11 protein-coding genes are annotated in these 12,565 nt (G+C 43.4%); 8 read left to right on the top strand and 3 right to left on the bottom strand.

Translation table 11 applies throughout. The annotated features are described in order from the left end of the window. The 4 genes from A0U42_RS09085 to A0U42_RS09075 form a co-directional block, all read left to right on the top strand. A partial coding sequence (locus A0U42_RS09085) for a hypothetical protein (protein ID WP_218055546.1) occupies positions 1–1,828 on the top strand: 1,828 nt, incomplete at its 5' end. A 154-nt stretch (positions 1,829–1,982) separates the two neighbouring features. Beyond that, entirely contained in the window at positions 1,983–2,288 is a 306-nt protein-coding gene (locus A0U42_RS11730; RefSeq protein WP_218055545.1) for a hypothetical protein, read from the top strand. Between the two features lie 82 nt (positions 2,289–2,370). Then, a complete protein-coding gene (locus A0U42_RS09080) occupies positions 2,371–2,862 on the top strand; it encodes a GNAT family N-acetyltransferase (protein WP_065360703.1) in 492 nt (163 codons plus the stop codon). 417 nt (positions 2,863–3,279) lie between these two features. After that, positions 3,280–4,686: a glucose/sorbosone family PQQ-dependent dehydrogenase gene (locus tag A0U42_RS09075; protein ID WP_065360702.1), complete on the top strand. Its 1,407-nt coding sequence runs from the start codon at positions 3,280–3,282 to the stop codon at positions 4,684–4,686. A 358-nt stretch (positions 4,687–5,044) separates the two neighbouring features. On the opposite strand, the gene A0U42_RS09070 is transcribed toward A0U42_RS09075, so the two are convergent. From A0U42_RS09070 to A0U42_RS09060, 3 genes are read right to left on the bottom strand one after another with little or no spacing between them, the layout of a single operon-like run. Next, a complete protein-coding gene (locus tag A0U42_RS09070) occupies positions 5,045–6,622 on the bottom strand; it encodes a tannase/feruloyl esterase family alpha/beta hydrolase (RefSeq protein ID WP_065360701.1) in 1,578 nt (525 codons plus the stop codon). Positions 6,623–6,635: 13 nt separating this feature from the next. Beyond that, a complete protein-coding gene (locus A0U42_RS09065) occupies positions 6,636–7,178 on the bottom strand; it encodes a flavin reductase family protein (protein ID WP_065360700.1) in 543 nt (180 codons plus the stop codon). Continuing rightward, the gene (locus tag A0U42_RS09060) at positions 7,168–7,746 is read right to left on the bottom strand and encodes a flavodoxin family protein (RefSeq protein WP_065360699.1); all 579 of its coding nucleotides are present in this window, start codon (positions 7,744–7,746) and stop codon (positions 7,168–7,170) included. Before A0U42_RS09060 ends, A0U42_RS09065 begins: the two co-directional genes overlap by 11 nt. Before the next feature lie 180 nt (positions 7,747–7,926). On the opposite strand from A0U42_RS09060, the gene A0U42_RS09055 reads away from it, so the two are divergent. From A0U42_RS09055 to A0U42_RS09040, 4 genes are all read left to right on the top strand, one after another. Then, the gene (locus A0U42_RS09055; protein ID WP_065360698.1) at positions 7,927–8,619 is read left to right on the top strand and encodes a Crp/Fnr family transcriptional regulator; all 693 of its coding nucleotides are present in this window, start codon (positions 7,927–7,929) and stop codon (positions 8,617–8,619) included. 366 nt (positions 8,620–8,985) lie between these two features. Next, positions 8,986–9,960 (top strand): nitronate monooxygenase family protein, encoded by a 975-nt coding sequence (locus tag A0U42_RS09050; protein ID WP_065360697.1) that lies wholly within the window; start codon positions 8,986–8,988, stop codon positions 9,958–9,960. A 900-nt stretch (positions 9,961–10,860) separates the two neighbouring features. Beyond that, positions 10,861–11,049 (top strand): hypothetical protein, encoded by a 189-nt coding sequence (locus tag A0U42_RS09045; RefSeq protein WP_065360696.1) that lies wholly within the window; start codon positions 10,861–10,863, stop codon positions 11,047–11,049. Between the two features lie 173 nt (positions 11,050–11,222). Continuing rightward, positions 11,223–12,233: a phage replisome organizer N-terminal domain-containing protein gene (locus A0U42_RS09040; RefSeq protein WP_065360695.1), complete on the top strand. Its 1,011-nt coding sequence runs from the start codon at positions 11,223–11,225 to the stop codon at positions 12,231–12,233. The last annotated feature ends 332 nt before the right edge of the window (positions 12,234–12,565 follow it).

The following is a 12,565-nucleotide window of genomic DNA, read 5'->3' as shown; positions in this document are numbered from 1 at the left end:
TTCATGTCTTTATTTATTTTACGAAAAATATTATACCTTATCTAATACGCTACTTAATATATTTAGAAATAAAGAAGTTGTTGATTTTGTTAAAAAGGAAATAGATTTATTATGGGATGAATTATCAAAAGAAAAATCACCAATATTTTTTGAATTTGTAAAAGTTTTTTTCCGTGCTAAGCCTACGGAAACACTTTTAATTTTAAATGATGAAATTGAGTCTGAAGAAACTGTAATTCGTGAATGGAGCGATATAGATACTGAAAAGGGGAAAAACAATCAACATGTAGAAAATGATATTATTAAAATTCTTGGTGGATTTGCAGATATGTGTGATTTACTTACCGCTTGTGATTTGTTCTTTAAATATTATCTAAAGAGACCAGATTTGTTTATGGAATTTTATCATGCCGTTAATATATATTTTGGCATTCAAAGGGATTCTATTCATAATGTTTTTTACACTCAAATAATTTTTTTTGAAAAAATAATAGAACATTCTGATGATTGGAAACAAGAACTTATTGTGATGCTTTTTTTGCAGGTAGCGAAAGACTTTTTGAAATTGACTTTTTCTCCAGCGGAAGAAGGTAGAGATAATTCATTTAGAGTATATGAGATTCCGTTAACTATGTCTGACGGTGTTGAAACATATCGTAAGTTAATTTGGGAATCGTTAACTTCTTTGAGTAAAAATGAAAGGTATAGAGAAAACGTTAGGGAACTTATTCGTTCTTATGGTGGTAGAATTATGAATAAAAGTATTCCTGTTTTACGGTTTGATTTTGAATATATTGAATCGATTTTGAAGTCAAATTTCCCACCAGATAAATTGACGAATTGTCTTTTGGCAAGCGAGATAGTATCGGTCTTTAGTAGAGTAAACATCTCTTTCGAATCCGTGTTTTCTGAATACTTTGAAGGAGAAAAGTTTCAATTATATTGCCTTCTTCAAGGGCCTGATTACAGAGGTACTAGGTATGAAGACAGTAAAAAGCAAAAGCAGCAATTAATTCATCACTATGCTTCGAATTGTGATTTAGAAATGTTTAAGAAGTTAATTGATGTTTGTAGGGATACTTATAATCTAGATGGTTGCTCGTCTTGGGGGATTAGTGAAGGATTATGCATTGCCTTTGATGCTATTTCTGATAGAAAAAATTTATATGTCGATGCAATTAAATATTATCTACTAAATGATACGCCCCATAATTTAAGTCCGTATCATTTAGTAGATACTCTACTTTCCTTATTATCCGATGCAGACGTGTATGAAATTATCATGGGTGAAGAATATAGTCAGAGAAATTCTTGGCTATATGTATATTACCATGAATTACCGATAGAATTAATTACAGAAAAACATTTAAAGGGGCTTTATGAATTTTTGAAAGATACTTCTGACAGAGACCTTACTTCATCACCAATGCGTGATGTGGATTTTCTGGAGAAATATGATGCTATAGATGAAGGGGCGTTTATAGAGGGCTGCAAAATTATTTTGACGAAAAAAGAGTATTCATCCTTTATCGTGGAGCTTTATTTTGGTCGGCTATTTTATTCCTATCATGATAAAGCAAGAGAAGTAATTCAGAAATTTAAATATAATTTGGAACTACTGGAAGAAATATACTGTACCATGTTGTTATATAATGGTAATTATGATTATGACGGACAATTTTTGAGGGAGATATATCTGGTCAGACCTTCTATATTAGATAAATACATAGACTATTTAATAAATAAGGGGTCTTTTAGTGATTATCAAGAACGGTATAGTATTTTTTTTGAGTTAGATAACTTTTTGGAAATATATAAAAATTTTTGAGCAGTTGATAATGAAGTGCCGTTTTCCCAATAGGACGGTACCATATTTTTTAGAATCTTTGTTATCGAAAAGTAAAAATAAACCAGACTTATTTAGAAGGCAAGATGAATGGATCCGTCAATGTATTCAGTTGTTTTCCAAGGATAAAATGAAAATGTATTGTTTATTTTCAGTTATAGCAAAATTAGAAAATAAAAGAAAAAAAGAATACTTCCTGCTGTTTCTTGAAAATAATCCATTATTTGAAGATTTTAAAAGGATACCATTAATACCTATTTCTTGGAGTTATTCAGGTAGTTCAGTACCAATATATTCTGCGTGGATTGAGTTTCTTGAATCATTGCTTCCAAACCTTATAGGTTTAGAATGGATAAAACATAAAAATTATGTCGAAAAACAAATTAGGTGTTTAGAATATGAAAAGGAATCTGAACAAATCGATGAAATATTGAGAGGATGATTTATAACCCCACGAAAACTATAGAAATAGAAGAGAATGTGCTTTTTTCGTACCATTCAGAATGAGAAGAGGGGAATTACCAATGGAATGTATGATTAGACCGTATCAATCGGGGGAAGAACAGTATGTCGCCGAGCTTCATCGGCGGCTGTATACCAAGGAATATGCTTGGGGACCGAGCTTTACCGACTACGCAGCGAAAATCGCCCTGGATTTTGCCAAAAAGGCAAAGATCGACAGGGAAGAGCTGTTTATCGCTGAGGTGAAAGGAAAGCCGGTAGGCTGCATTATGCTCTGCGAAACAGACGATCCCGATGTGGGCCAGCTCCGCCTGTATGCCGTTGAAGAGGACTACCGCAAGTTTGGTATCGGCTCAGCCCTTACCAAGGCATTCATGGAAAAAGCAAAAAATGCTAGCTATCTAAAATTAATGCTTTGGACAGCCGGCCCGCTCACGGCGGCCATTCATCATTATGAAAAGATGGGATTTCATACCGTTGAATTCGTGGAAAACACCGAATGGAGTACAAAGGGAACTCCCGTCATGGAAGTAAAAATGGAAATGAATTTATGAGCGCATAAGCGGATACATCCCCGTTTAATGTCATGAAGCGAGGCTCTCAGTCATTATTGTGAAATAGATGACTGGGAGCCTTTTTATATGTAAAATTTTATTGTAAAAAAGTTGTGGGAAAATTTTAACGTAATCCGCTGGAAATTATCCCCCTCTGAGGTAGTGGATGAAGGCGAGCTGGTGGCTTTGCATAAGTAATTAAGCCAAATAATTGCTCTGTGGATAGTTTTTTAGTATAATCAGTAGTATGATAACGAATTGATTATAATACTGAATTGCAAAATAATAACCATCCAGCAGCATATAATGTACCCAAAGATGTGAAATTGGATGCTGTTTGGAATGTAGATACCTCTAGTCGTATATAGCTGATTAGGGATAGCAAGCATATAAATTTCATTTGAAAGGAGATTCGTTATGAAGAAATTAGCAGCAGCAGTACTTTGCAGCCTTGCCATTACAGCAGCAGCAGGTTTTAATGTGGCTGAGGCAGCTCATGGAGACAAGGTAAATATTGCCGAGCCTTTCAAGGCTACGGTCCTTGTCGATGGTCTTGGCTCTCCCTGGGAAGTCCTTTGGGGACCGGACAATTCGTTGTGGGTAACGGAACGTCAGTCGAAATCGATTTCTAAGGTTGACCCGAAAACGGGTAAGCATACGGTATTGCATACCTTCAAAAATGCCGTTGCCGCGCCGCCTCATCAAGGGGTTCTGGGGCTGGCATTAGATCCGCAGTTCCTGAAGGGCAATAACTACGTCTACACGGCCTATACCTATGAAGTCAATGGTGAAAAGCATGCCCGTATTGTCCGCATGACCTATGATCCTAAGACCGAGACACTCCGCGATGAAACGGCTATCCTCGATAACCTGCCGGCCAGCGTCGACCATAACTCCGGTCGTCTCCGTTTCGGACCGGACGGCAAGCTGTACTATACCATCGGTGACCAAGGTCATAATCAGGGAAGTCACGTAGCCGATGAAATCCAGGCGCAGATGCTGCCGACGGCAGAGCAGGTTGCTGCTAAAGATTACAGCCTCTATCCGGGCAAGGTTTTGCGCCTTAATAAAGACGGCTCCATCCCCGATGATAACCCCGTATTGAATGGTGTCCGCAGTCATGTATATGCCTATGGATTCCGCAATTCCCAGGGCCTCGCCTTTGTTGGCGATAAGCTCTTTGCGACCGAGCACGGTCCGTCTACGGACGATGAGCTGAACCTCATTGAAAAGGGCGGCAACTATGGCTGGCCTTATGTAGCCGGCTATAGAGACAACGAATCCTATGTCTATGCCAACTATTCCAAGGCTCCCAAAGAACTACAGGAAAAATTCGATCCCAACAACATCCCCGCAGGTGTTCCCACTCAGAAGGAAACAGACTTTGATGCTCCGAATCTTAAAGATCCGCTCAAATCCTTTAACGTCGTCCGCAACGGTTATAATTTTGCCGATGACACCTATGCACCGCTTTACTATATAGGCTGGCCGACCATCGCTCCTTCCAGCGTGGCCTACTATCCGGACAACGGGAAAATTAAAGAATGGCGTAATTCCCTGCTCATTACGACCCTTAAGAGCGGCGCCATCTATCGGGTGAAACTCGACGGCAAGAAAGAACAGGTCCAGGGCGATGTAGAAAAAATGTTCAAGACCAATAACCGGTACCGCAATGTCCTCGTAAGCCCGGATACGACAAAAATCTACGTGGCTACGGATAATGGAGGCAATGCGATGGGTAAAGACGGCAAGCCCATTACCGAAATGGAAAATAAGGGCGCCATCATCGTCATCGAATACACGGGAGATAAGAAGGACAAATAAAGAGACGAGTTCCCGGCAGGAATTGGTGGGCTGTATACAAATGTTCTAATGGACATCGATATAGCGTGCTTGGCTAATCATGCTGCCTGGAAATAGGCGTAATACGTTGATTTGATGCGATATGAAATTTAAAGATCCATGAAAAGAGCTATGAACTTATGGAAAGCTGTATCCATTGGTTCATAGCTCTTATTTTTACCTGTAAGGGTTATGCTGTTGATCGGGTAATCATCATCTTATTGCTATACCGGTGGCCGGTGCGTGCCTGTATAACATTTTATGACAAGGGACTTTCCGTGAGAATGGGGTATCGCTGTCTGTTGAGTCACTTTTTTTTCTGGAGACGACTCAGAACCGGTTACTTCAATGTTTGTGGTACGAGAACTTGGCTTTCTTGGAGGTTGTTTTGATTGTTGACGGTAATGGCTTCCGGCGCCTTGCTTTTTGTGACCCACTGGTCGAGATCATTCAGCAGATCGCGGCTGATGGTAAAGAGGGATCCGCTGCCGTGACCATAACCGGGTGCCAGGTAGAAGCGGTACAGGTCGGATGCTGCTTTGTCACCCATGAAATGATGCAGGTTCTTGATGTAGTCCACCGTTCCCTTTACGGCAACCAGTTGGTCCGCCGTCCCATGAAGGATAATCATTTTTCCGCCGTGTTTGGCAAAGGCACGCAGGTCCGGACTGGTGGCATCTAATAGGGCGGCTGCTTTGGCAATGTTGGCGTGATCCCGGTGTTCATCGAGTTGGTCCGGGTCAAAGTTCCCGTCCTGCATGATCTGGTATTTGATGACGTTGTCGCTGAACTGCATCATCATGCCGTCTCGTTTCCCCGGGGCGCTGCCGAACTGATTCATGTCCTCGTCAATCAGAAGCTGAGACACTGAATAGCCGGGCATGACCGGAACCTGGGGATCGGCCATCGTTTCCGGCGTAAACTTTTTATCGGCCAAAAATTGATTCCAGACGGCTGCTTGCTGCGGTGTGAGTTTGTCTTTTAAGCGCTGGTTGATTTCCGGCAGTTTAGCGTCCGCTGCGTAGGGGTTGGCAATCAGGCCGTCTTTTTTGCCGTCTGAGGCATCGGCTGTGTCGGTCACGACCTTTTTTATCACGGCGAAGGTTTCCGGACTGATCCAGCCGCTTCCTTGCTGTGCCAATACTGCTTTTGTATCTTCGTGATCTTTCAGCGCCTTGGGAATCCAATTGAGGACGGGGTAGAGGGACACGATGCCGTCGTAATCGTCCGGATATCGCTGGGCTGCCATCAGGGCTTCTCGGCCGCCGTTGGACCCGCCGATAAAATAGGTCCGTTGTGGCTTTTCGCCGTAATAGGATAGGACGATGGCGTAAGCGGTGTCTTTCGTCTTTTTCAGCTGGTCCGAAGCAAAATTATGGAGGGCTTCGTCATTGACGGCCCATGTGGAATCCCATACTTCTCCTTTATGGCCGCCATCGCTGCCGAAGGTCGCATACCCTTGATTGAGGGGCGGTATGAGTTCTGCCCCTTGGCCTTCTGTCTGGCCGTCGGCGGTAACCAGGGTGCCATTGAAGCCGCCTCCGCCGAACTGGACCATTTTATGGTTCCAATGACGCGGCAGATTGACTTGGAATTCAATATTCGGCGCCTGTGCATCGACGGGTTTAATGCTGCCGCGGACGGCATAATAGTCTCCGGCTTTCGTCGGGTCTGTATTTTTAGGGACATAGGTCACCTCTTGGATAACGGCACCTTTCGTAGGCAGGGCCAAGGCCGATGCTTCGATGGTCTGAGGGATACGCTGATTCCAGTGGGGGACAGCCGCGCTTGTTTTGGCAGTCGTTTGCAGGGCTGCCGTAACGGGAATGGGTTGTGCTGCCAGAACGGTTGACCCGATTCCCAGCGTTAACAGCAGGGCTGATGTGACAGCAACTGTCTTATAACTTAACTTTTTCATGGTTGACTCCTTTTCATTGGCTGATTTTTTTCCCGATTCCATAATAGCCAAAATCGTTTCCGACGCCATAGACGATGGGCTTCAATTGTTCCAGTATCGATGTATCTTTCTGCAGTAAGGCTTCATCCATTTCGACATCCATCACTTGACCGATGAATTGAGTGTGTGAGCCTATTTCATGGATTTGAATGATTTTGCACTCTAAATTGATCGGGAATTCTTGTATGTACGGGGCATCTACGACTTCGCTCCTTATAGCGGTAAGGCCCAGTTCTTTAAACTTGTCAACGTTTTTGCCGGAAAACCGTCCGCAGTAAGCGGCTTCTTTGGTAAAGTCTTCCGTCGCTAAATTCAGGGTAAAGGCTTTTCGTTCCATCAAGGCATGGTAGGTATGCGTTGCCGGCCTTACGGATATACAGACGCAAGGGGGGAGGCTGTTGCATACACCGCCCCAACCTACGGTCATGACATTGGCTTTTCCATCCCGGACATAAGTGGCTGCCAGATAAACCGGGGTGGGATAGATGGCTAATTTTGCTCCTATATTACGTTTCATCAGGTTCACTTGTTCCTTTCTTTGTGATGATATATTCTGCAAACGCTTTTCCGGCGCCGGTAAGTGCCGGAAGCATGTACGATTTATTGAATTGAATGATAGGAAGCCTGTCAACGGCTACTATTTGCATATGGGATAATACGTCTTCCATATGAGCCAAACAGGAAATGGCCCCTAATCCGGTTCCGCCGGCACAGGCGACAAGCATGCATTTTTTCCCGCCAAGGAAGTGATTTTTCCCGGTTTCACAACGTCGCAGTCTGTCTAAAAATGATTTCAGATTTTCTGCCATATCGTGCCAATACACAGGCGTCACCAACACGAACCCCTCGACTTCTTTCATTTTTTCGTAGAGGCCCATAAAATCATCTCGGATGATGCAAGAGCCCTTTTCTCGACAATCTCCCCAGCCGTTTTTACAGGCCAGACAATGTTTTATTGTCAGTCGGTTCATCTGCAGCGTTTCAACGAATACACCGGTTTGTTCCATTCCGTGTCGGATCCTTTCGGTTGCGGCGGCGGTCAAACCGTCTTTATTGGGACTGGCCCATATCATCAATAGTTTCATAACATACCTCGTTTCTATCCTTTCATGCATTGCGCTTCTCCGTTTCATTCTCCTTGTCCGTGCGTTCCATCGCATTCGTGTCGACCTTCTTCCGGCTTACACTTTTTGACGCAGTAAGGTTTCTTTCTTTCCCCTTGTTTCTTTTTTGTGGTATAGTGAAAAGGGAAAGGAGTGTTAACCATGGGCCATATTCTTCCTACTTATTATTTTTCCGGTGAGTATGAAACCCTGTACCCGGAATTACTTACCTTGGAACATACTGAAAAAGTTTTTCATAAAGGTGATTTCTTATGGACTATCGGGGAACCGATTACAACGGTCTACTACTTCCGTTCCGGGATTGCAGAAACGTATGTAGAGCATGAAAGAGGGCATCGAAAAATATTATCCTTTCATGGCGCAGGCACCATCTTTCCGGGGATGCAGAAATCTCATTATAAAATTGAAAATGCGATGGTTATACAAGCCTTGACGGAAGTAGCCGTCACTGCTTTTAAACGAGAGGATTTTTATCGATTTTCTCTCCGGAATCCGGCTTTGATGGACAGGCTGATCGAACATCAATCAGCCTATATCAACATGCTCATTTATGACGTGGCCCATCAGCGCTATAATTACACCTTCCTCAAACTCTGTAATTTTCTGTTTCTCATGGCCGAGAATAACCGGGACGGCAGCCATTCTGTCGCGATTACGCAGGAAAACATAGCGAACTTATTAGGGGTGGGGCGTAATCACGTTACAAAGTGCCTGTCCCGTCTGCGGCAGGAAAACATCATCAAGGTACAACGCGGTTGTATCAACATCTTGGATTTCGATAGATTAGCAGCCTACTGTTCACAGGAAACGCAGAAAACGGCTTCCTCTAAGTAGCATAGCATAAAAGCATTTTCTTGTTCTGTTCCCCAGGTAACAAAAAGGGAAGAAACAGAAAGTGCGGCTTGTTCGGTAAGAATTTAAAATCCCGAGAGGGGCTTATTAAAGCGCTTCTTGGGACTTTTTTTGTTTGGACGGTTTTGTTTTTCGGGCAATGGATTTGACAAAGAGAGGAGTCTGCCCTTATACTGGAAATCAGTCAAGGTAATGAGAACGGTTTTTGGAAACACGATATTAGCGTCAAACCTGGGTGGGGTTAAAAGTTTCAGAAATAGCCTGTTTCCTGGTTCCTGAGGGGATTAGGGCAGGATGCTTCGTTAGCGTAACGATGAATATTAGACGAGTGATAGAAAGGTGAGACGGATGAAAGATAAGAACAGAATTTGTGATATACTCAACATTAAATACCCCATTGTCCAGGCTGCGATGAACTGGATTACCGATGCGAAGATGGTTGCCGCCGTATCTAATGCCGGTGGCATGGGCGTTTTAGGCCCGAATGCCGGTGCAAAATTTGAAGGCCATCAACGCATTAGTACGGAAGATCGATATCGTAATGAATTTCGTAACATTAAGGCGCGGACGGATAAGCCTTTTGCAGTCAACGTGTTCTTGCCGGAAGACGGAATGACGGACATGGAGGCCTATTCAGAAAAAATCATTGACGTCGCCTTTGAAGAAGGGGTAAAGATTTTTGTAACCGTTGGCCAAGTTAATAAAAAATTGGTTAAGCAAATGAAAAAAGGGAATGGGCTTTGGGTTCATCGAGAACTGACGCCGTCGCCGGAAGCGGCCCGGTTGGCAGAGTCTGAAGGCGCGGATATCCTCATTGCCACGGGGTATGATGAAGGCGGATGGATTCCTCAAAATCAAATCGGGACCTTTTCCATTGTGCCAACCATTGTAGATGCGGTTCAGATTCCGGTCATGGCTACGGGCGGTATTAACGATATTCGCGGCGTAAGGGCTGCCTTTGCCCTTGGCGCGGAAGGCGTTTATGTAGGGACCCGCTTCATTCTGTCCGATGAGTGCCCGGCGTCGGATGCTTGTAAACAAGATATTATTCAATCAAAAGGGGGGGACTTGGTTTTTGTGTCCGGGACGCAGCGCTCCACACCGCATACATTTGCTAAAGAATTAGCCCGCCTGTACGAAGCAGGCATGTCCACAGCGGAACTCGATGAAAAAATCAATCAAATCGATGGTCTTCGTCCGGGGATGCTGGAAGGCAGGTTAGATGAGGGCATCGTTTCGGTCAACACGGCGATAGACTTGATTAAGGACGTAAAAAGTTGTGAAGGCATTGTCAAAGAACTGATGGCTGATTTTATCGATTGATATCTGAGCAGGTAACGTTGGATCTTTGAACCCTCGGTAAGATTGAGCGGCCTCCTGAAGTTGGATTTAAAAAAATCTAAGTTCGGGAGGCCGTTTTTTTGTATGTTGGGGCTATTCCGATGAGGTGAAAAGATTTGCGAAATCATTGCAGCTCTATCATGAAGTCTGTTTGGATATCCTGAAAAATAGAGGCTAAACCTGTCGATAGGATCATACCTATCGGCATTTTTTGTTATATATTTGGACATATAGTTTTCTTTACCCGGGACTTTCCGTCCTTTATAGGCAAAGAATAAGGGTGTAATAAGGCAATTTGTCGATTGGCTAAAATCCTTGCAAATGGCTTTCTATCGCGATGCAGCGGTTCTTTGCAATTCCCATTTTCGACGAGGTGTAACGCGTTACAGAAAGAGAAGATAAGAAGAGATAAGATATAGAAAAGATAAGATATAGAAAAGACAAGATACAAGACAAGATATGAGACAAGATGAAAGGGCGATGAGAGCGGTATAAGGGAGACATTATATTTTTTTTTATTTTAAAAATTTACGCACCTGATTTTGAGTTAGGTGAAAGAAGAAAATCGGGTAACATCTTTTCTTTACCCGACTCGATGCGTTGCTCTTGCTTTTGCCTAAAAACGTATATTCACTATGGACAAATGTATTAATTTGCAAATTTTTGAAAGTTCAGAAAACGTTAAGTATATGAATGCCAGCCTTAGCATTTAGAATGTATGGAGTCAGAAATAGATATAATAAACTGAAATAAGGAAAAATACGAAAGAATCAAATGGGAAAATGGGGCCTTTTTGGAAAAAGTTTGAAAAAAACTTTAGACGATTGGCATTTTTTTTGTCCTAGTATAGTAGAGGGGTAATTTCTAAAGAGTCATTCTAAGATGAAACAGGGGCTGCCGGAAATGAAAGGGCACGATGAGGGAAAACGAAGGTTTGGGACGGGGGAAGACCTTGCCGGATTTTTGGCTGAAACTGTGTGTGTAGAATGGACGAATGTATTAATTTGTAAATTTCTGAAAGTTCAGAAAACTTTAGGTATTTCGTGGATATTGATTGATAGTTATGAATAAAGTCGTCATAAAAAGATTGTTAATTCTGAAATAGGGGGTATTTTCGAGAAAAGATAAAATGAAAAACGGAATTTTGGCGAAAATTTGTGCCGCATTTCGATTTATTTTTCTCTTATATAAGTAGAGGGGGAATTTCGAAAGACAATCCCTAAAACGAAAATGAGGTGTTGGCAATGAACAAGTTACAATGGTTGAAAACGAAAGTAGGACTCTTTTTAGATCCCCGTATTCTTTATTTGATGAATCTTCCCAACGGCGATTCGTACATCGTCTTATGGTTCTTCTTAAAGGATATGGCCGGCATGGTCAATGACGACGGAAAGATTTACGTCTCCGAGACCGAGCCCCTTACGACGCAGCTCATTGCCAAGAGCCTGCATCGCCGTCAGCCTTTTATTGAAAACGGATTGCGTGCACTCGAGCAGGTCGACCTTATCGAACGCGACGAAAAAGGGATGATACGTATCGTCATCTGGGATGAACTGCAAAGCTTTCATCGAGATGAGAGGCGACGGGAGCAGACCCATGAACGGGTCCGCCGCTACCGGGAGAGGCAGCGCATGGCTCAAGAGGAAGAAACTCAACCGGAAGGTCTTCCGGAAGAAAGCCCCCTCATCGAACCTTTCGGCGAAGACCATCCGGATACTCCGGAAGAAGAACCGGTTGTCCTGCCCATCGATGAGCTCGTTGAAGCATCTGTCGTAGTCGAAAAGGGACATGACATGTCGCAGGAGAAACTTTCTGCTACTGATGAAGGGGAAGAGCCTCAATCGGAACCGGAAAGGCTTACAGGCGAAGCTGTGACGACGCCGAAGGCCGTGAAGGGCTATGCCTCGGTCCAGACCTATCAGAACCTCTTTGGGCCCATGCAGGGCGATTTTGCACACCGCTTGATTACCTTGGAAAACATGTGGGGCAGCGAACCCACTTGTACGGCCATTGAGATGGCTCACGAAAACAAGGTCAATAATATAAACTACATTGCCGCTATTTTGAAGAATAGCAACGGACGCCCCATGCGCGGCAAACGAAAGGAAGATAAGTACCATGGCTATCCCAACTTTGAGGCCTACGTTGAAGGCGTACTGCGAGGCGAACCGGAATACAAACCCCATCTTCAGCGAGACGGTGAAAGAAAATCGGGACTGCGGCATATCAGCGACACCGGAAAGGGGCTTGTCTGATCAAAGCTTCGGAGCCGGTACTTTTTCGGTCGTTTTTCCCCATTATGTCTGATTTTTCGCCTCGGTATCATCTTTGAAGCCTGAAAATGGCCGTGATTTCCCTGTCTATCGGAAGCCCCAGAGACATCTGGTGCCCCGGCAGGAAACCATCATCATCGAAATGGAAAACTTTTTTCAAAAAAACGCTTGACAGGTAGTTACTACCGGTTGATATCCTTGTTTCAAGAAGAGCGATACAAGCTCCTTCTCATACATAAAGTATAAATCTGAAAGGTTGGTTATCGTGAACCAAAGTATCAAGAAAAAAATATGGAATCTATTTTTAATAGGAG

Origin of the sequence: Megasphaera sp. DISK 18 (genome assembly GCF_001682955.1) — a bacterium.
GTDB classification, from domain to species: Bacteria; Bacillota; Negativicutes; order Veillonellales; family Megasphaeraceae; genus Megasphaera; species Megasphaera massiliensis.
Note: the sequence above shows the minus strand (reverse complement) of the source record. Positions and strands in the feature narration are given on the sequence as shown.